The sequence below is a fragment of the Rhodococcus sp. IEGM 1306 genome (assembly GCF_036541985.1).
Taxonomy (GTDB): domain Bacteria; phylum Actinomycetota; class Actinomycetes; order Mycobacteriales; family Mycobacteriaceae; genus Rhodococcus_F; species Rhodococcus_F qingshengii.
In genome coordinates, this window is sequence record NZ_JAZHFF010000006.1 from 16,539 (window position 1) to 36,720 (window position 20,182).

General features: G+C 62.5%; 19 protein-coding genes. 6 read left to right on the top strand and 13 right to left on the bottom strand.

Annotated elements, in window-relative coordinates:
* Positions 1-35 precede the first annotated feature (35 nt).
* The 4 genes from V3587_RS18240 to V3587_RS18255 all read right to left on the bottom strand — a co-directional run bounded on the left by V3587_RS18240 (position 36) and on the right by V3587_RS18255 (position 3,762).
* The gene (locus V3587_RS18240; protein ID WP_054187435.1) at positions 36-497 is read right to left on the bottom strand and encodes a hypothetical protein; all 462 of its coding nucleotides are present in this window, start codon (positions 495-497) and stop codon (positions 36-38) included.
* Positions 498-599: 102 nt separating this feature from the next.
* Positions 600-1,535, bottom strand: a complete 936-nt coding sequence (locus V3587_RS18245) for an SDR family oxidoreductase (RefSeq protein ID WP_283377403.1) — start codon at positions 1,533-1,535, stop codon at positions 600-602.
* Entirely contained in the window at positions 1,532-2,443 is a 912-nt protein-coding gene (locus tag V3587_RS18250) for a bile acid:sodium symporter family protein (RefSeq protein WP_283377404.1), read from the bottom strand. The genes V3587_RS18245 and V3587_RS18250 overlap by 4 nt, the downstream gene beginning before the upstream one ends.
* Positions 2,443-3,762 carry a flavin-containing monooxygenase gene (locus V3587_RS18255; protein ID WP_007736253.1) on the bottom strand — a complete coding sequence of 440 codons (1,320 nt, stop codon included), beginning with the start codon at positions 3,760-3,762 and terminating at the stop codon, positions 2,443-2,445. Before V3587_RS18255 ends, V3587_RS18250 begins: the two co-directional genes overlap by 1 nt.
* A gap of 56 nt (positions 3,763-3,818) precedes the next feature.
* Here V3587_RS18255 and V3587_RS18260 point away from each other — a divergent pair, with 56 nt between their 5' ends.
* Positions 3,819-4,880: an Lrp/AsnC family transcriptional regulator gene (locus tag V3587_RS18260; protein ID WP_283377405.1), complete on the top strand. Its 1,062-nt coding sequence runs from the start codon at positions 3,819-3,821 to the stop codon at positions 4,878-4,880.
* Positions 4,881-4,938: 58 nt separating this feature from the next.
* Here V3587_RS18260 and pheT read toward each other — a convergent pair whose 3' ends face one another.
* The 6 genes from pheT to infC all read right to left on the bottom strand — a co-directional run bounded on the left by pheT (position 4,939) and on the right by infC (position 10,964).
* Positions 4,939-7,425: a phenylalanine--tRNA ligase subunit beta gene (gene pheT / locus V3587_RS18265; protein ID WP_283377406.1), complete on the bottom strand. Its 2,487-nt coding sequence runs from the start codon at positions 7,423-7,425 to the stop codon at positions 4,939-4,941.
* A 60-nt stretch (positions 7,426-7,485) separates the two neighbouring features.
* Positions 7,486-8,556 (bottom strand): phenylalanine--tRNA ligase subunit alpha, encoded by a 1,071-nt coding sequence (pheS, locus tag V3587_RS18270; protein WP_003944109.1) that lies wholly within the window; start codon positions 8,554-8,556, stop codon positions 7,486-7,488.
* A 170-nt stretch (positions 8,557-8,726) separates the two neighbouring features.
* Positions 8,727-9,557 (bottom strand): TrmH family RNA methyltransferase, encoded by an 831-nt coding sequence (locus tag V3587_RS18275; RefSeq protein WP_166502320.1) that lies wholly within the window; start codon positions 9,555-9,557, stop codon positions 8,727-8,729.
* A gap of 23 nt (positions 9,558-9,580) precedes the next feature.
* Positions 9,581-9,970, bottom strand: a complete 390-nt coding sequence (rplT, locus tag V3587_RS18280; RefSeq protein ID WP_003944011.1) for a 50S ribosomal protein L20 — start codon at positions 9,968-9,970, stop codon at positions 9,581-9,583.
* A 63-nt stretch (positions 9,971-10,033) separates the two neighbouring features.
* A complete protein-coding gene (gene rpmI / locus V3587_RS18285) occupies positions 10,034-10,228 on the bottom strand; it encodes a 50S ribosomal protein L35 (protein ID WP_003944043.1) in 195 nt (64 codons plus the stop codon).
* Positions 10,229-10,271: 43 nt separating this feature from the next.
* Complete coding sequence (infC, locus tag V3587_RS18290) at positions 10,272-10,964, bottom strand: translation initiation factor IF-3 (RefSeq protein WP_003944008.1); 693 nt, start codon at positions 10,962-10,964, stop codon at positions 10,272-10,274.
* A 369-nt stretch (positions 10,965-11,333) separates the two neighbouring features.
* Here infC and V3587_RS18295 point away from each other — a divergent pair, with 369 nt between their 5' ends.
* Positions 11,334-11,702: a DUF1844 domain-containing protein gene (locus tag V3587_RS18295; RefSeq protein ID WP_007736262.1), complete on the top strand. Its 369-nt coding sequence runs from the start codon at positions 11,334-11,336 to the stop codon at positions 11,700-11,702.
* A gap of 1 nt (position 11,703) precedes the next feature.
* Entirely contained in the window at positions 11,704-12,120 is a 417-nt protein-coding gene (locus V3587_RS18300; protein ID WP_030536732.1) for a DUF1801 domain-containing protein, read from the top strand.
* Between the two features lie 5 nt (positions 12,121-12,125).
* On the opposite strand, the gene V3587_RS18305 is transcribed toward V3587_RS18300, so the two are convergent.
* The gene (locus tag V3587_RS18305; RefSeq protein WP_047270467.1) at positions 12,126-12,836 is read right to left on the bottom strand and encodes a helix-turn-helix transcriptional regulator; all 711 of its coding nucleotides are present in this window, start codon (positions 12,834-12,836) and stop codon (positions 12,126-12,128) included.
* An 80-nt stretch (positions 12,837-12,916) separates the two neighbouring features.
* Here V3587_RS18305 and V3587_RS18310 point away from each other — a divergent pair, with 80 nt between their 5' ends.
* Positions 12,917-13,624 (top strand): alpha/beta fold hydrolase, encoded by a 708-nt coding sequence (locus tag V3587_RS18310; protein WP_283377407.1) that lies wholly within the window; start codon positions 12,917-12,919, stop codon positions 13,622-13,624.
* Between the two features lie 72 nt (positions 13,625-13,696).
* Here V3587_RS18310 and uvrA read toward each other — a convergent pair whose 3' ends face one another.
* Positions 13,697-16,657 (bottom strand): excinuclease ABC subunit UvrA, encoded by a 2,961-nt coding sequence (gene uvrA, locus V3587_RS18315; protein WP_024487477.1) that lies wholly within the window; start codon positions 16,655-16,657, stop codon positions 13,697-13,699.
* Positions 16,658-16,831: 174 nt separating this feature from the next.
* Between uvrA and V3587_RS18320 the strand changes: the two genes are divergently transcribed.
* Complete coding sequence (locus V3587_RS18320; RefSeq protein WP_054187410.1) at positions 16,832-17,518, top strand: MBL fold metallo-hydrolase; 687 nt, start codon at positions 16,832-16,834, stop codon at positions 17,516-17,518.
* Between the two features lie 33 nt (positions 17,519-17,551).
* Here the strand turns inward: V3587_RS18320 and V3587_RS18325 are convergent, their stop codons facing one another.
* Complete coding sequence (locus tag V3587_RS18325; RefSeq protein ID WP_442973149.1) at positions 17,552-18,889, bottom strand: DUF6884 domain-containing protein; 1,338 nt, start codon at positions 18,887-18,889, stop codon at positions 17,552-17,554.
* A gap of 296 nt (positions 18,890-19,185) precedes the next feature.
* On the opposite strand from V3587_RS18325, the gene V3587_RS18330 reads away from it, so the two are divergent.
* Entirely contained in the window at positions 19,186-20,118 is a 933-nt protein-coding gene (locus V3587_RS18330; protein ID WP_003944048.1) for a DoxX family protein, read from the top strand.
* Positions 20,119-20,182: the final 64 nt, after the last annotated feature.

A 20,182-nucleotide genomic window follows, 5' to 3' on the forward strand; every position in this document is an offset into this window, starting at 1 on the left:
ACACAGTATGCATCATTGTGCATCGGAATGCATAATTACTTACCCATGGATCGCCGGATCTCCTCGAGCTTGGCCTTTGCGGCCTTCTGGCGCTCGTCCCACTGCTCGTCGACGGACTTTCCGGCAGGACTCTCGTGCGCCAGTTCGGACGAACCTATGGAAGTACCGAAGCGCCCCTCTATCTTCTCCCGAACGCGGTCGAAAGTGGGCACTCCCCCTTCGGTGTAGTCGGGTTCGGGAATTCTCGGATCGGTCGCAAGTACCACCGGGACGTCGATGATCTCGTCGACCTCCACAACGGTGTCGGGTAGTTCGACTTCTTCGGCGTCGGTGATCTCGTTCTCGTCCTCGACGCGGTTCGGCTCGAGGCTCGCGGCAGCGGTGTCCACCACGGAAAGAAGGACCGACAAACTCGGACGACGCTCGACCACTGCGCGGACGACCGCGAGGAAGTCCTTGTCGTCGAGTGCACTGGCGGCCTCGACTACCTGGTGCACGGACCCATCATGTTCGGACCCATCATTTCGTGACACTGTCAGTCCCTTCTCGAAAACGCCGACGGACAATTCCGATCCTTCCACGACCGTCCGTCGAAGGGGTCAGCGTGACGCGAGATACGCGACAAACGCTTCCTCGCTCGAGTATTCGGGGACGTATCCGAACTGTTCCTTGAGCCGCCGATTGTCGAGAACCGGTCGGTACTGGAGAAATCCGACGCGCTCCGGACCGTGTTCCGTTACGCCCAATCGCCGTCCGACGCGTAGAACGCCTCGCAGCAACCATGCAGGAAGCGTCACCGTGCTCTTGCCCATCCGGGAAGCCAACTCGTCGACGGTCAGCACGCCGTCGCCCGCGACATTGAAGATACCCACTTGGTTTCCGGTCACGGCCTCCGCAAAAGCGCCCGCGACATCGGTGTGCCAGACGAAGACGAAGGGGCTGTCGCTCCCGGCAACCTTGAGCAGCTTGCGGCGATCGAACAACGCGGTGATCTGATTGTCGACGCTCTCACCCAAGATCGTGCCGATCCGGAAGACAACCTGTTCCAACTCCGGGTGTTCGACGCGATATTCGGCGAGCATCTCCTCGACCAGGCGTTTGTGGCGACTGTATGTGAATTCGTCGTTGCCTCGGACAGGTACGTCCTCGGTGATCCACGGTGGGTTGTCGGAGTGGTAGCCGTACGCCGCTCCGGACGAAGACACGACGATCCGTCCAACCCCGTGTTCGACGCAGGCCGCGAGCACGTTTCGTGTCCCGTCGACGTCGACGCGGTACTCCTGCTCTGCTGTCGTGTTCTTGCCGGGATTCACGATGGACGCAAGGTGGATCACGACGTTCGGTCGGTACTCACCGAACACCCGCCCCAACTCTGTGGGGTCGCAGACGTCCGCCCTGACGCGGCGGATGCGATCGTCGGGCGTGTCCTTGACCGTGAGGTCGACACAGACGACGGCGATGCCCTGCGCGATCAGTGCGTCGATGACAGCGGTACCCAGGAACCCGTTCCCGCCCGTGACGAGTGCGACGGTCATGCCGGTACCGCCTTTCGGGCGCGTCGCTTGGACCAGATCGTCGCCAGAGCCAACCCGGCGATGATGTCCCAGATCCCCCACCAGCCGGCCACGACGGCCATGCCACCGAGCCCGTCGAAGAACGTGAACACCAGGCCAAGCCCCAGTCCGGCATTGCGGATGCCGACCTCGAAAGAGACGGCGCGACGGCTGTATTCGTTCAACCCGGTGACGGCGCCGCAGAAGTATCCCAGTGCGAGGGCAACCGTGTCGTGCAGGAAGACCGCGAGCAGTACCACCCCGATGTGGTCGACGAAGTACGACGCATTCCCTGACACACCCGCGACGATGAAGATCAACAACGCCACCAACGAACCGTTTTTCACCCAAGGCTGCGCTTTCGCGGCGATCTCCGGGAACTTTTGTGCCGCCCAGATGCCGAGAACGAACGGCACGCCGATGATCAGGGCGATTTGCGCGACCATCTCGAGCGCATTCAGGTTCACGGACTGCAACAGAGCGTCGGTCTCCGGGCGTCGACTCCCCCAGAACGCGAGATTGAGCGGCATGAGGAAGATCGCGAGGACGTTCGACACCGCCGTCATGGACACCGAGAGTGCGACGTCGCCGCCCGCCCGGTGAGTCAGGACGTTCGAGATGTTCCCTGGCGGGCAGCACGCCACCAGGATCATGCCGAGTGCTACCGACGGAGCCGGCGAGAGAATCAGCGTCAGGAGAAAAGTCACTGCCGGCAACAGCAGGAACTGCGCAGCAATACCCACCGCCATCGCCTTGGGTTTGGTGAGCGCACGACGAAAGTCGTCGACCGAGGTGTCGAGGGCGATCCCCAGCATGATCGCGGCCAGCACCGCGTTGAGGATCATCAACGATCCCGGGTTGAAGTTGAGCACCACGTCGTCGATCGGCATCATTGTCCTCCCTTCGTCAGAGCGGCATCAAGCAGTCCGATGTGCCGCTTGATCGCCGAGCGGTAGGCGTCCTTGTTCACGTAGTAGGCCATTCGTCCCAACTTCAGGTACTTGTATCCCCCGGACAGATCGGGAGGAGGACCGGCCGCCGCCGCCGAGAATTCCCGCGCCGCGGCGGGGGCTTCGGTACGTGCGGTGATCAATTTGGCCACCAACTCGGCCTGCTCGAAACGGCCCTGCCACCCGAGACCGGATGCTTCGACCATGCCGAGAACAAAGAGATTGTCGTGGCGGCGACTCGCGACGTTGAGGAACAGGTCCGGGGCAGCGCCCGACCAGTCCAAGTCCTCGCGCGCGATGAAGGGATAGTCGAGGTGATACCCCGTGGCGCAGAGAACGAGGTCGTAATCGGCAGACGATCCGTCGACAAACCGCACCGTCTTCCCCTCGAACCGGTCGACGTCGGCGCGCACGTGCACATCACCGTGCCCGATGTGGTGCAGGATCAACGAGTTCACGACCGGATGCGATTCGTAGATCTTGTAGTCCGGTGCCGGAAATCCGAACCGCACCGGATCACCCGTGAACTGCTTGAGTACCAAGGTGTCGACGCGTTGTTTGATCCACGGCGGCAACGGCTTTCCCTGATTCAAGGTGTCCGAGGGTCGGCCGAACAGATACTTGGGAACGAAGTAGTAGCCTCGCCGAACGCTCAGGTCGACGCACTCGGCCTGGTGGACGGCATCGACGGCGATGTCGCATCCACTGTTGCCCGCTCCGATGACCAGTACCTTCTTCCCACGGAAGATCTCGGCGCTGCGGTACTGGCTCGTGTGCATCAACGTGCCGGTGAAGTCGCCCCGGAAAGTCGGCATGTTCGGCTTCGACAGCGTTCCGTTCGCGATGATCACGCCTCGATACCGCGCGACTGTTGTCTCACCGCTGCGACTGCGCGTGGTGACCTGCCATAGCGAATCGACCGGCGAAACGTCGACGACGGTAATGCCGAAGGCAAAGTGCCTGCGAAGATCGTGAGTATCGGCGTAGTCGCGGAAATAATCGGCAAGTTCGACGTGGCTCGGGTAGTCGGCCACCGAATCCGCCATCGGGAACTCCGCGAATGCGGTGGTGCCCTTCGAAGAGATGAGGTGCGCCGACTCGTAGACGGTGCTGTGCGGGTTGTCGATGTCCCAGAGCCCACCGACGTCGTCGTGGCTCTCGAAGCCGTCGAACGCTATCCCGGCCCGATCGAGGTTTCGCGCGCCGGCCAATCCAGACGGGCCCGCTCCGATCAGCGCGTACTTCTCCTCTGTGATCATCCGTCGAGCGTCGCAGATAGTCCGAATCTTGCAGCAATATGCCGGATAATGACGTTATGAGCGCACCAGATGCCGGCAACGGTCGCAGGATAGATGAAATCGATCTGAGGATAATCAATGCACTCCAGCTCGCACCGCGATCGAAGTGGCTTTCGTTGGCCGAACCACTCGAACTCGACGCCGCGACTCTCGCCCGTCGTTGGAATCAACTCTCCGAATCGTCGTTGGCCTGGGTCACGGTCACTCCAGGGCCACAGGTGCTGGGCAGCATCGTCACAGCGATCATCGAAATCGATTGCTCACCTGCTCTTCTCGACACCATCGCGGCACGGTTGACTCGCTCGGCCCACGCCGTGACCATCGAAGCATCAACGGGCAGAGCAGATCTGCTCGTCACAGCCGGTACCGCGGATCTGGCGTCGATGTCGCGCTTCATCTCGGAAGACGTCGCAACGATCGACGGTGTACTGGCGACACGAACCTCGATCATCACACGCTGGTTCACCGAAGGTGGGCGATGGAGACTCAATGCGCTGGCACCGTCCGAGAAGGGTGTGCTGACCACCAGCGAAAACCGTCCTGCCGTGCGCGCTCGGCCGACCGGGATATCCGAACAGGATCGCAAGGTTCTGACGAAGCTCGCTTACGACGGGCGCACTCCCATGAAGGAGTTGGCCGACGCGATCGGTGTCAGTCCCGCTGCGTGCAAACGCCAGATCGACCGGCTCACGTCTTCGGGGTTGGTGGCGCTGCGGTGTGAATTCGCGCGGCCGCTGGCCGGCCTTCCCGTGCTCGCCACTTTGTGGTGCCGCGTCGAACCCGAGCTTCTCGATACGGCGGGACGAGTGCTGAGTCGGGCGTCGGAAGTTCGAAACTGCTTCGCTGTAGTCGGCCCCGACAACCTGGTGGTTCAGTTGTGGCTGCATTCTCCTGCAGAACTCGATGCATTTGAAACTCGTCTGCGCAAGGAGATTCCGGGTCTTTGCGTCACGGAACGATCTATCGTGCTGTATCTGCGCAAACTGCTCGGCCACGTGCTCGACCAGCAAGGGCGACGGACGGACACCGTTGCGCCAGATGTGTGGCTTTCCGATTCACCTCAGTCGAAAAGCCGATAACACGACAGAGCCCACGACCACCTGGGATGGACGTGGGCTCTGTGATCAGTTGAGGAAATCAGCCGCGCATCTGCGCACCGACGGCCTTGGAGGCAGCCTCGACCGCTGCATCGCGCGCGGCACTGGCCTCGTCCTCGGTCAGCGTCCGGTCGACACCACGGAATCGCAATGCGAACGCGAGCGACTTGCGGCCTTCACCGACCTGCTCGCCCTCGAAGACGTCGAAGAGGCGGATGTCTTCGAGAAGCTCACCGCCGCCGGAACGCAGAGCTTCCTGCACCTTGGCTGCCGGAATATCGCGATCGACAACAACCGCCACGTCCTGGAGCACTGCGGGGAAGGGCGAAATGCGCGGCGCCGGCAGGTTCTCGACCAACGGCAAAGCGTCGAGGTCGATCTCCAGTGCACAAGTGCGCGCAGGCAATCCCGCACGCTCGAGAACAGCCGGATGCAGTTCGCCCGCATGACCGACTACGGTGCCGTCAACGACAACCTCGGCGCAACGGCCGGGATGCCACGGCAGGTACTGCGCCGCACGCAGTTCCACCTCGACGCCTGCTGCAGCTGCAATGACCCGCACTGCTGCAAAAGTGTCCGAAGCCTCGGCCTGACGGCCAGGACCCCAGGGGCCGCTCGGCTCACGCAAACCACTCAACACTGCAGCGATGTGCACCGGCTGTGCCGGCAACGACGCGATCAGGTTCGCGATCTGCTCGTCCGTCGGGCGACGATCCACCGGCAATGCATCCACCGGCTTGGTGTCGGGGCCCGGCAGGACGACCTGCGCGATGCCGTACAGCGACAGATCACGCTGACCGCGAGAAGCGTTGCGAGCCAGGATCTCCAGCAGACCCGGGAGCAGCGTGGTCGCCAACTCCGGACGATCGGCTTCGAGCGGGTTGAGGACCTTGCTGGTGTTGCGGCGCGGATCATCCGCGTCGAGGCCCCAGACGTCGAAGACGTTCGTCGGCAGGAAGACCGGAGGAAGGACCTCGACGTAACCGGCGTGAGCCACGGCCTTCGAGACCGTGCGCTTTCGCCGCTGCGACGGAGTCAACCCACGTCCGGCCGGAGCGGCGGGAAGAACAGACGGGATCTGCTCGAGACCTTCGAGGCGAAGAACTTCCTCGACGAGGTCCGCAGGCTGCACCAGGTCCGGACGCCACGACGGCGGCGTCGCGACCAACTGGCCGTGTCCTTCTTCGCTGACGCCGACCTCGACGTTGCAGCCAACCTGGGTGAGGCGGCGAGCTGCGGTGCCGTTGGGGTACGTGACTCCGGCGACACGGTCGGGCAGGTCGATATCCATGCGAATGGCAGCGCGAGGGGCAACATCGCCCACGTCGGTCAGGACCGGTTCGATCCGTCCGCCGGCAATCTCGACCAGCAGAGCGGCTGCGCGGTCGACGGCCGCGAGCGGAATTGCCGGATCGACGACGCGCTCGAAACGCTTGCTCGCCTCACTCGGCAGCTTGTGCCGGCGCGCCGTCTTGAAGACTGCGAGCGGATCCCAAGTAGCTCCTTCGAGGAGGATGTCCGTCGTTGCCGTTCCCACCTCGGTGGTTGCGCCGCCCATGACGGCAGCCAGCGAGATGACTCCGGAATCGTCGGCGATGACAACGTCTTCGGGATCGAGCGTGCGTTCGACGTCGTCGAGCGTCGTCAGCTTCTCCCCCGCCTTGGCGCGACGGACCACCAGGTCGCCCTGCACCGAGGTCGCATCGAACGCGTGCAGAGGCTGACCGAGTTCGAGCATCACGTAGTTGGTGACGTCGACGGCCGGCGAGATCGGGCGAACACCCGAGAGCAGAAGTCGACGCTGCAGCCACCACGGGCTCACTGCCTGCGGATCGATACCCGTGATCTTCCGCATCACGAAACGCGAAGCCTTGGACTCCGGTTCGAGGCGCACCGGCCAGGCTTCACCCTCAGCCGGGTGCGCGGGAACCGAAGCGGGATCGGCATATTCGAGATCGAAGCCGCACGCGAGCTCTCGCGTGAGACCGCGGACCGAGAAGCAGTAGCCACGGTCCGGGGTGATGTTCAGTTCGATGATCGTGTCACCGAGACCGAGCAACTCGTTGCCATCTGCGCCGGGTTCGGCGGTACCAGGCTCGAGCACCAAGATGCCCGAATGGTCTTTGCCGATACCGAGTTCCGAGACGGAGCAGATCATGCCGTCGGACACCTGGTCGTACGTCTTGCGAGTGGCGATTTCGAATCCGCCGGGCAGCACCGCGCCGGGCAACGCAACGACGACGAGGTCACCCTCGTTGAAATTGCGCGCGCCACAGACGATGCCACGGGGCTCGGGTTCGCCGACCTCGACCTGGCAGAAGCGGATCGGCTTCTTGAACTCGGTCAGTTCGGTGATGGAGACGACCTTGCCGACGACCAACGGGCCGTCGATCGCCTCGAGTGTGTCGAGTTCCTCGACTTCGAGTCCCACCCGGACGAACCCGGCGTCCAGCTCTTCCGGGGTCACCTCCCAGTTGGGAGTTGCCCGCTGCAGGATCTCGGTCAGCCAGGATTGCGCTACTCGCACGTCTGCTCAGCTCTCTCGTTTGTCGATAAGTCTTTGTGAAGGTTCCGCGGACCGGATCGGTCAGCCTGCGACACCGAAGGGCAGCGTGAAACGGACGTCACCTTCGACGATGTCGCGCATGTCCGGGATACCGTTGCGGAACTGCAGGGTCCGCTCGAGGCCCATGCCGAATGCGAAACCCGAGTACTCGTCGGGATCGATACCGCTGGCGCGCAGAACGTTCGGGTTGACCATGCCGCAGCCGCCCCACTCGACCCAGCCTGCGCCGCCCTTCTTGTTCGCGAACCAGACGTCGACCTCGGCCGACGGTTCCGTGAACGGGAAGTAATTGGGGCGCATACGGGTACGCGTCTCGGGGCCGAAAAGGGCACGAGCGAACGCGTCGAGAGTCCCGCGCAGGTTGGCCATGGTCAGGCCCTTGTCGACGGCCAGGCCCTCGACCTGCGAGAAGACAGGCGTGTGCGTCGCATCGAGTTCGTCGGTGCGGAACGTGCGGCCCGGGCACACCACGTAGATCGGTACCTCACGCGAGAGCATCGTGCGGACCTGCACCGGCGAGGTGTGGGTACGCAGCACCTGGCGAGAGTTCTCGGGTGCCAGGTGGAAGGTGTCCTGCATCGTGCGGGCAGGGTGATCCGGCAAGAAGTTGAGCGCGTCGAAGTTGAAGTGCTCGGTCTCCACCTCCGGACCCTCGGCAACTTCCCAACCCATCGCGACGAATACGTCGGCGACCTGCTCGGAAATCAGGCTGATCGGGTGACGCGCCCCGACGGGGTGGCGATCGGAGGGCAGAGTGACGTCGATTGCCTCGGCAACCAACACCGCGGCGTCACGCTCGGCGAGGAGGACCTCACGACGAGCGTCGTACGCGTTGTTGATCCGAGTGCGGAAGATGTTGACGCGCTTACCGGCGTCCGCCTTTTCCTTGCCCGGAAGGCTGCCGAGTCCCCGGCGAGCGAGGGCGATCGGGGACTTGTCCCCCAGGTGCTCCACCTTGACGTGCGCCAGCGCATCCAGGTCGGCGGCGTCCGCCAGCGCCTTCTCGGCGTTCTCAGCCGCAGCGGTCAACGCCTCTTCGGTGAGTACACTCGCGTCGACCTCCGGCGGTGTCGCGCCCTCATTTTTGGCCACGGCTGTGACGCTCCTGTCGCTTCTCGGTTTACTTCTCGTACTGCGTGCTTCTTGTACTGCTTACTTCTTGTACTGCGAGCGAGCATTCGAACTCGCTCGAGCATTGTCTCTGCTCTTGTATTGTCTCAGGCTTCCGCAAATGGGATTCCGTGAGGTCTTCGCGTGCGTTTTCAGCCGTGATCGGTGGTGCGATTTTGCACCCGTGCGCTTGCGTACAGGCAAATTGCCGCCGCTGTCGCGAGGTTCAGGCTTTCGGCGCGGCCATGGATCGGAATCCGCACCCGATGATCAGCCTGGGCGGCGATCGCCGGATCGAGACCGTGCGCTTCGTTACCGAACAGCCAGGCCGTCGGCTTGCTCAGCAACTCGTCGGCCTCGTCGAGATCGACCTCGCCGTCAGCTGCAGTCGCGAGAATCTGAATGCCGGCTGCGCGAATCTGCTCGATCACCGACACCGTGTCTCGATCGCGGACGACTGGCAGGTGAAAGAGGCTGCCCGCCGACGAACGAACGACCTTGCCGTTGTGCGGATCGACGCTGTCGCCGGCGAGGATTGCCGCATCGGCACCCACTGCGTCGGCGATGCGAATGACGGTGCCCGCGTTACCTGGTTCGTTGACCTCGACCGGCACTGCGAGCAGGCGGGTCTCCTGATGGACGGCTGCGCTCAGCGGTACATCCAGTAGATCGCTGACGGCAACGAGTCCGGGCGGCGTGACGGTATCGCTCAGAGCTTTGATTGCTCGATCGGTCACAAGAGCAACACGAACTCCAGCGGTCAGCGCCCGATCGATGACGTGCTGATAGCGCTCGGCTGCGTCCTCGGTGTAGAAGAGGTCGTGTACCGGGCGGGCCTCGCCATTCGAGAGTGCACCGTTCAACAGTTCGGTGACCGAGTTCTCGCCCTCGACGAGGAAACGTCCTGCTTTGCGTCGTTCTGCTGTGCGCAGGAGCTTGACAGCAGAAACGACCCGCGGAGTCCGCTCGGTGAGCGGGTCCACGGGCCGTTGCTGTGATGCGTGAATCAGGCTGCTTCTCCGGCAGGAGCGTTCACGTCAGCCGGCAAAGCGGCCTTCGCGAGTGCGACCAGGCCGGCAAAGGCCTCGGCATCGGAGACAGCGAGCTCAGCCAGGATCTTGCGGTCGACGTCGACCTCTGCCAGACGCAGGCCCTGGATGAGGCGGTTGTACGTGATGTCGTTTGCACGAGCTGCAGCGTTGATACGCGTGATCCACAGCTTGCGGAACTCGCCCTTGCGCGCACGACGGTCGCGGTACGCGTAGGTGAGCGAGTGGAGCTGCTGCTCCTTGGCCTTGGTGTACAGACGCGAACGCTGTCCACGGTAGCCGCTGGATGCAGCAAGAATTGAACGACGCTTCTTCTGGGCGTTGACCGCCCTCTTTACGCGTGCCACTTGAAAAATCCTGTCAATCTAGGGGCTGAAAGTACGGCCCCGGGTGGTCAGTAAGGGGGCGACTCAGATGCCGAGCATGCGCTTGATGCGCGGAGCGTCGTCAGGGCTGACAACAGCGACACCGTCGAGACGACGGGTAACCCTGCTGGACTTGTGCTCGAGAAGGTGGCGACGGCCGGCCTTCTGGCGCATGAGCTTTCCGCTGCCGGACACCTTGAATCGCTTCGAGGCGCCGCTGTGGCTCTTCATCTTGGGCATGGAGTCCTCAGTTCTTGTTACGTGGTGGATCTTGGGAAATCGACTAGCTGGCCGGAGCCTCGGGAGCGGCATCGCCGGTCGCCGGTGCTTCCGGAGCTGCTTCACTGGAAGCCGGTGCGGCCGGAGCCGGACGCGGAGCAGCCTGAGCCACTGGCGCCTGAGCGCTCTCCTGCGCCTTGACACGAGTCTTGGCGCCCTTGTGCGGTGCCAGGACCATCGTCATGTTTCGGCCGTCCTGCTTTGCCGAGGTTTCGACGAATCCGAGATCTGCGACGTCTGCTCCCAGACGCTGCAGAAGGCGGTAGCCGAGTTCGGGGCGTGACTGCTCACGTCCGCGGAACATGATCGTGACCTTGACCTTGGAACCGGCTTCGAGGAAGCGAACGACGTTGCGCTTCTTGGTCTCGTAGTCGTGGTCGTCGATCTTGGGTCGGAGCTTCTGCTCCTTGATGACCGTCAGCTGCTGGTTCTTACGTGACTCACGTGCCTTCTGTGCAGCCTCGTACTTGAACTTGCCGTAGTCCATGATCTTGCAGACCGGTGGACGGGCGTCAGGAGCTACCTCGACCAGGTCGAGGTCGGCCTCAAGGGCCAAGCGGAGTGCATCTTCAACACGCACGATGCCTACCTGTTCGCCGCCAGGTCCGACCAAACGAACCTCGGGAACGCGGATACGATCGTTGATGCGGGTCTCAGTGCTGATGGGGCCTCCTAGGTTGAACGGTGCGGTCTTCATGACCGCACGCAGCCCGTACCGCCCGCACCCCAACAAAAAAGCCCCGCTGTGATGATTGCTCATCCGCGGGGCCCGATGTCGACCGATCACATAAGATCCAGCTCACGCCGAAACCTATCTCCTCGACTGAGCGAGGAACCTGACGAAGAATGATCTCCGATAACAGGTGACCGGAACCACTGAACTGCAGTTTCACCTGCCGCGCAGAGGTGGGAGTCGGACTCCACTTGCTGCCCCCGAACAAGTCGGAGGCGGTCGTTACAACAAGAGTAACAGGTCGCCACAGATGAAAGAAATCGGTGCCGCTCCCAGTGCTGCCGGGAGAGGCCCGATTCAACACCGTCACGGCCTGATGGAATCCTTACATCCATGAGTGAGAACTTCGAGGCAGAACAGAACACCGACGGCGCGAACCCCGACGTCCGCGAACTCTCCGAAGTTCCCGCGGTCGAGGTCATCAGCCGTGCTGCAGTGATGCTGATGAGTTCGGCTGCCGAAAAACTCGGCCTCTCCGACGCCGATCCGTCTTCCAGCCCCTACCTGGACCTCGACGAAGCGCGTCGAGTCATCACGGCACTTGCCGGACTCGTGACTGCGTCGGTCGAATACCTCGGCCCTCATGCCGGACCCATCCGTGAAGGCCTCCAAGCCCTGCAGCGCGCATTCCGTGAGGCGTCCTCGCACCCGGACGAGCCAGGAAAGGGACCGGGCGAGAAGTTCACCGGTCCGGTCTACTGAGTTGGCAACCGCCAACAAGACTCAACCGACGCCCGAGGACGTCGACGCATTCATTTCACGCGTCGACGACCGCAAACGCGCCGACGCCGTGGAGCTGATCTCCCTGCTGTCGGCCGCAACCGGCGAGCCTGCTGTCATGTGGGGCTCGAGCATCATCGGATTCGGGGCACGGCACTACCGATATGCGAGTGGCCACGAAGGTGACACCCCACTGATCGGGTTCTCCCCCAGGGCCACCGCGCTCACGTTGTACTTGTCGCTGAACTTCGACGACTACACCGACACGCTCGCTCGCCTCGGCAAGCACAAAATCGGCAAGGGCTGCCTGTACGTCAAACGGCTGAGCGACGTCGATGTGACCGCCCTGACCGAACTGATCACGGATTCCGTTGCCGCAGCCCGCAACATGATCGACTGAGTCACTCACCTACGGGGAGAAACAGGCCGAGCGTCTTCGGGCGGTTGCCCGAAGACGGTCGAATCGCGTGGTGTGAAGTGATCGTTCGTCAGCGTGGCCCGACGCATTCGATCGAGTCGAAACCACCGCACCGCGTCGCGCTGGCGACACCAGCCGATGAGAAACCACTGCCCACGGTCCTGCGCCAGAATGTGCGGCTCAACTGCCCGCACCGTCTCCGCACCGTCCCCATCCACGTAGTGCAACGACACGACGCGACTCTGCTCGAGACCCTGCTCGACGGCCTGCCGGTTCGCGCGCGAATCCGTCAGAGCCCCGCCGTCACCGCGAATCCACACGCGGCCACCGAGCTCGGCGACCTTGCGACGACTCTCCTCGTCCATCACATCGAGCAGTTTCGCCAGCGCTGCTCGCCCATCCGGCGCAAACGGAGCATCACCCATCGCCGTCAAGGCCAACGCGATCGAAACTGCCTGCGGAACAGTGAAATTCACCGGCGGCAGCGTGGCGCGACCCACGAGTCGGTATCCACCTCCGGGACCTGAGCGCGCTTCGATCGCCGCACCCGACATCATCAGCGTCTCGATATCCCTCTTGATCGTCCGGGTGGTGACACCGAATTCCTCGGACAATCGGGAGCACGTAGTCCCTCGATCGCCCTGTCGCCGAAGTTCCTCGACGAGAGCATGCAATCTCGCAGCTCGATTCACGTTCACCAGTGTCTCAGATTCCGATACCAAACGGTGACATAATTGGTGACACTCTGCTGTCACCAACCCGGGTGCACTGTAAGTACATGAAAACTCACATCGTTCTTGTTCCCGGATTCTGGCTCGGTTCATGGGCTTGGGATGCAGTACTCCCACACCTCGAACGTTCCGACACCCGCGTGACCAGCCTGACACTGCCCGGGCTCGACGCAGTAGACACAGATCGATCAGCGGTCACCTTCGACGCTCACGTCCGTGCAGTCGTCGACGCCGTATCGGACTCCGACGAGCGCACGGTCTTGGTCGTACACAGCGGCGCCGGCCCGGCGGGGTACGCCGTCACCGATCGCATCCCGGATCGCGTCGCTCGGATCGTCTACGTCGACTCGGGCCCCATGCCCGACGGCGCAGCGCTGCGACCGGATCTGGCTTCCGATGTCATCGAGATTCCGCTCCCCACGTGGGCAGAGCTCGAAGCGGACGGCAGCAGCCTCGAAGGACTCGACGAGAAAGCTCTGGAGACGTTCCGCGCCAACGCGGTCCCCGAACCGGCTGGGCCCGCGCGTGAGCCGATTGTCCTGACGAACGAAAAGCGCTACCAGGTGCCGTCAACCGTCGTTTGCAGCACCTTCCCCTCCGCGGTGATCGCCCAGATGGCCGACGGAGGTCATCCGATGGCCGCCGAACTGGCGAAACTCCCCGTGACGTACGTCGACCTCCCGACCGGCCATTGGCCGATGTGGTCGCGCCCCGAAGAGGTCGCCCAGGTGATCCTCGAGGCCGCCGCTTCCTGATCGACAAAGCAGTGATGCCGGATCGGATTCCGACCCGGCATCACTGACCGACTTCTACTTGCTCACCTTCTACTAGCTCACGGAAGCAGCTTTCTTCCGTGGCGCCGCCTTCTTTGCGGCAACTGCCTTCGTCGCACGCTTCTTGGTGATCGGCTTGGCCTTGACCGGCGCGTGCTGTGCGGTGAGAACCTCACTGAGGAACTTGCCCGTGTAGCTCTCGGGGACCGCGGCAACGTCCTCCGGCGTACCTTGCGCCACAACGGTTCCGCCGCCGGATCCACCCTCGGGCCCCATGTCGACGACCCAGTCCGACGTCTTGATCACGTCGAGGTTGTGCTCGATCACGATCACGCTGTTGCCCTTGTCCACCAGACCGTTGATCACGATCAGGAGCTTGCGGATGTCCTCGAAATGCAGACCCGTGGTGGGCTCGTCGAGGATGTACACCGTGCGACCGGTGGACCGCTTCTGCAATTCGGCGGCGAGCTTGACGCGCTGCGCTTCACCACCGGACAGAGTCGGAGCCGGCTGACCCAGTCGGACATAGCCCAGGCCGACGTCGACCAGCGTCTTGAGGTACCGGTGAATTGAGGTGACCGGCTGGAAGAACTCGGCTGCTTCCTCGATAGGCATGTCGAGTACCTCGGCGATCGACTTGCCCTTGTAGTGGACCTCGAGCGTTTCGCGGTTGTACCGAGCGCCGTGGCATACCTCGCAGGGCACGTACACGTCCGGCAGGAAGTTCATCTCGATCTTCAAGGTTCCGTCGCCGGAGCACGCCTCGCAGCGTCCACCCTTGACATTGAACGAGAATCGGCCGGGCTGGTAACCGCGGACTTTCGCTTCCGTCGTGGCCGCGAACAGGGTTCGAATCTTGTCGAACACACCGGTGTACGTCGCCGCATTCGATCGCGGAGTCCGGCCGATCGGAGACTGATCGACCTGCACGAGCTTGTCCAGCTGATCGAGACCGTTGATTCGTGTGTGACGCCCAGGCACCTGGCGTGCACCGTTGAGCTTGTTCGCCATGACGGTCGCGAGAATGTCGTTGACCAACGTCGACTTGCCCGAACCGGAGACACCGGTGACAGCGGTGAGAACACCCAGCGGGAAACTCACGTCGATGCCGTCGAGATTGTGCTCGCGAGCTCCGACGACCGTGACCTGGCGTTTGCGATCCACCGGCCGACGAATGGCCGGAACCTCGATGAAGCTACGACCCGACAGGTAGGCGCCGGTCAGAGATTCTTCACACGTCAGCAGTTCTTCGTACGGTCCGCTGTGGACGACCTTGCCGCCGTGCTCGCCGGCGTACGGTCCGATGTCGACTACCCAGTCGGACGTGCGGATCGTGTCTTCGTCGTGCTCGACGACGATCAGCGTGTTGCCGAGGTCGCGCAAGCGCGTCAGGGTTTCGATCAGTCGTCGATTGTCACGCTGATGCAGGCCGATGGACGGCTCGTCGAGTACATACAGCACGCCGACGAGTCCGGAACCGATCTGCGTTGCCAAGCGGATTCGCTGGGCCTCGCCACCGGACAACGTGCCAGCGGCACGCGAGAGGGAAAGGTATTCCAAGCCGACGTCGAGCAGGAACCCGAGTCGTGCCTGAACTTCCTTGAGGACCTGACCCGCAATCGCCTCTTCGCGCGAACCGAGAGTGAGGCTGTTCAAGAAGTCCGCGCAATCGGAGATCGACAGTTCACAGACCTCGGCGATGGACTTACTGCCGAAGTCCCCAGCCGCGATAGTTACCGACAGGATTTCCGGGCGCAGGCGAGCACCACCACACGCCGGGCACGGCGTGTCGCGCATGTACCCGTCGTACCGTTCCTTCATCTGATCCGATTCGGTCTGCTCGAGCCGGCGATGCAGGAACGGCATCACACCTTCGAACTCCGCGTAGTAAGAACGGGTACGGCCGTACCGATTCTTGTACCGGACGTGAACCTGCTCCTCGCTGCCTTCGAGGATTGCTTTACGGGCCTTCGCCGGCAACTTGTTCCACGGCGTCTTCATGTCGAAACCGAGAATGTCGCCGAGGCCGGAGAGCAACCGTCCGAAGTACTCCGAACTCTGGCCCATCGACCACGGCGCGATCGCTCCGTCTTCGAGACTCAGGTCGGGATCGGGAACCACCAGATCCGGGTCGACCTCCTTGCGGATACCGAGGCCAGTGCATTCCGGGCAGGCGCCGTAGGGCGAGTTGAAGGAGAACGAGCGCGGTTCGAGATCGTCGATCGCGAGTGCGTGGCCATTCGGGCAGGCCAACTTCTCGGAGAAACGACGCTCACGATCAGGTGCATTTTCTTCACGGTCGACGAAGTCGAGGACCACGATGCCTTCAGCCAAGCGAAGTGCGGTCTCGACCGAGTCGGTCAGGCGCTGCTTCGAACTCGCCTTGACCTGCAATCGGTCGACCACTACTTCGATGTCGTGCTTTTCCTGCTTCTTGAGCTTCGGCGGATCGGCCAGCGAATGGACGACACCGTCGACGCGCACTCGCGAGTAGCCCTGGGTGTTGAGCTGATCGAAGAGATCGACGAACTCGCCCTTACGAGTACGGACCACTGGTGCGAGGACCTGGAACTTGATGCCCTCCTCCATCTCGAGCACCTGGTCGACGATCTGCTGGGGCGTCTGACGTGCGATCTTCTCACCACACACCGGGCAGTGCGCCGAACCTGCGCGGGCATAGAGAAGTCGGAGGTAGTCGTAGACCTCGGTAATGGTGCCCACCGTCGAACGGGGGTTGCGGTTGGTCGACTTCTGGTCGATCGACACCGCAGGAGACAATCCCTCGATGAAGTCCACATCCGGCTTGTCCATCTGACCGAGGAACTGACGCGCGTATGCCGAGAGCGACTCGACGTAGCGGCGCTGACCTTCGGCGAAGATCGTGTCGAACGCGAGGCTGGACTTGCCGGAGCCGGACAACCCGGTGAAGACGATCAGGCTGTCTCGCGGGAGGTCGAGATCGACTCCTCGCAGATTGTGCTCACGCGCACCCCGCACGATCAGGCGATCCGCCACACCAATTCCCTTCATTGTCAATCGTCCGGGGCCGTCCCCCCGGAGAAGTCTCGAGTGGCCTCGCAAACGCGAGTCCTCGAGCGATCGTCATCGTAGGCCGAGCCACCGACACGTTTTTCTCACCAGGCGAGCCCATCGCTCTACCTGCCCCTATTCGAAGGTAGCCTGCGTTTCATGACGAATCAGCCCATCGTGATCGACGACTCCTACACCGGTCAGGTCTCCCCCGATTCTGCCCCTCAGCGGCGCACAGTCGAAGGCGCCGTCATCACGAAGATGTCGGTCGGCCCCATGGACAACAACACTTACCTCGTCGCCTGTTCCACGACCGGGAAATCTCTCCTGATCGATGCGGCCAACGAAGCCGAGAAGATCATCGCGCTCATCGAACAGGAAGCACCTGTTTTCGATTCCATCGTCACCACCCACCAGCACGGCGATCACTGGTTGGCCCTCGAAGACGTTCACGCCGCAACCAAGGTGCCGACCGCCGCGCACCCCCTCGACGCAGAGGTCCTTCCCGTCACCCCGGACGTACTCCTCGAAGACGGCGACAAGGTGACCGTTGGCAACTTGAGCCTCGACGTCATTCACCTGTCCGGCCACACGCCCGGCTCCATCGCGCTGGCTCTCACCGAACCGAGCGGACAGGTTCACCTCTTCACCGGCGACTCACTCTTCCCCGGCGGAGTAGGCAAGACCGCCGACCCCGAGAAGTTCACTTCTCTGCTCGACGACGTGGAAAACAAGCTGTTCGGAAGGTACGACGACGCGACCGTCGTCTACCCCGGGCATGGCAAGGACACGACGCTCGGCGCCGAGCGCCCGCACCTGGCGGAATGGCGCGAGCGCGGTTGGTGAAGTGTCAGGTTTTGGTTGGTCTTATGTGAGCGTTTATCGGATGTCGCGTCGGAGTTCTTTCAGCCGCGAACGTACAGGTGATATGGCCATCCCCTTCAGGTTCAGCGGAGGGTCGATATCTGCCAGTACATCGTGCTCAAGGGATCCGAGATTGTCGGGATCATCACTAGGAATCGCGATGACCTTTAGGTGCTCCTTCATCCACGAGGTGAGATACGCCTCATCGATTCGTGGGCTTTCAGCGGCGTGGGCGAGAATCGACCCTAGTGTCTTTCGAAATGTCGAGAATTCGTGATTGCCGCCAAGGTGCATGCCACAGACACGAGTCCACAATGTGTTCGCCGAACGCTTCCCACTCGGCCATCGGGTCGCACCAGCCAGTCCTGCGTAGATCAGTCCGGGTTCGACCAGTAGTTCGAGACCATCAGTCAGGTCAGATGCGCCGTCCTGGTCAACCCACCAGCTATAGAGACCAGGCGACTGTAGCTCCTCGCGCTTGCTCTCAAGCAACTCAGAGGGGGTGATCGAACGTGACTCGTCCAGCAGCATCGCGACGAATGATGCGGTGCCGCTCGGGAAGAATTCACCCGACCCGTGGTAAGACTCATCGAGCACCTCCGGGTCTGACGAATACCACGCGAGTCGCTCGCCCAACGCGAGCCCTTCGAGTGGAGTAGTCACCGTGGCTCCCTTGGAGCTCAGCGCCGCTTTCGCCGCGTCGACATAGGCAGCGCCCGCGTGCATCTCGATGACCTTGCCTTGTAGGGGACCCGCCAATAATTCGAGACGTTCCGCGGTCCACAATCCCCACGCTGCGCGGTAGGCGGCGGGCATTTCCGGCAAGTACCGCTCATACGGTGCAATCCACGAATCTGGGGCCACAGGTCCGTGCTCTGCGGAGAGGACGAACCAGGGAACACGCTTGCTTTCTGCATACGCGCGTTGTTTTTTGAACAGCGCCGAGACATACAAGTCCTTGGCAGCGGCGGGCGCGGATCCCTTCGACTTGACACACGTGACAAGAAGGAGATCCGGCCGGGCGACGTTGTTGTCTGTGCCGGCTCCCAAAGCCAGCACAGTCGCGGCCGGAGAATACCGGTCAGATGTTGAAGTAGCCGCTTGAACTCGTTCTGCACGAACAAAAGTAACTTCCTGCCCCAGTTCCAGGCTGGCCACGCTGAACCCCGCTCGTTGCCACATTCGAACGTGAGGACGATCGCCCGACCACCAAGCTCGGTACCTCGATGCAGACGGCGGTAGCTCACCGACGATTGACTCAAGTTCCTGCCAGGTCAGATGAATCGAATCGTTGACCTCGACCAATGTCACTCTTAATGTGTCCCACTGCGCCACAGAAACAGTGTGCACCATATGACCCACAATCTATTGCAGACACGATTCCTTGCGCCTCAACTAGGTGGGCGCTTCGTCCGAACCATCGACGTGCGCACGTGCGGCAACCACGAACACGCCGTAAGCGGACAAACGGTAACGGATACTTCAGAACGGTGTGTCCGGATCAGTGGAGAAGTCATCGTCGCAGTACAGCGCGCTTCGGCGACCAGGAATCCGGCGACCGGGTCAGGCGTGCCGGGATCGCCGAACCGGACCAATTCCTTGTGAGATCGCTAGGGTGGAAAACGAACCTACATCGGGAGGCTTGAAACATGCTGGTACGTCGAATTGCTCGTCCACTGCTTTCCACGATCTTCATCGCCGGGGGAATCGATGCTTTGCGCAACCCCGCTCAGCGAGCAGCCAAAGCGTCACCGCTGATCGACAAATCCGTCGAGACGCTGCCAGGAGCAGTGACGCAGAAGGTGCCTGCTGATCCGGAAACACTCGTCAAGATCAACGCCGCCGTCCAGATCGGCGGCGGTGCCCTGCTGGCCACCGGCAAGGCGCCGCGGCTCGCGTCGTTGGTGCTCGCGGGGAGCCTGGTACCGACCACGCTTGCCGGTCACGACTTCTGGAACGAAACCGATCCGTCACTGCGAGCGATGCAGCGCACAAACTTCATCAAGAACGTCAGCTTGCTCGGCGGACTGATGATCGCCTCCGTCGACACCGAGGGCAAGCCGTCGCTCGGCTGGCGTGGCCGCCGCGCCGCGAAGAAGGCCCAGGCGTCTATCGCCGCAGCACTTCCATTGGTCGCATCGCAGACCGATCACACGAGCGATCGCGTCGAACACGCTCTGTCGGTGGCGTCCGAACGCGGTTCCGAACTTGCCGAAACCGCGAAGGCACACGGCACGGATTGGCTCGAACTTGCCAAGGAGCGCAGCTCCGAGTTCGCGGAGATCGCGAGCAAGCGAGCCGCGGAATTCGGAGAGGTCGCCAAGGAACGCGGCCCGGACATCCTCGAAGTCGCGCAGAAGCGCGGCTCCGAACTGGCCGAGACCGCACGCGAGCGCAGCGCCGAACTGGCAGAGCTGGCGAGCAAGCGCAGCTCGGAGTTCGCCGAACTCGCCCTCGAGAAGAGCAACGAGTGGGCCGAAACGGCGTCGGAGCAGACCGAGGTGCTGGGTAAGCGTGCTCGCAAGCGCGCAGAGAAGGCGCTCGAAAAGGCTCGCGCCAAGAAGGACGAATTGACGCACTGAGTGCACCGAAAGACAGGTCAGGCCACCTTCGGGTGGCCTGACCTGTATCTATGCGGCAGTTCAT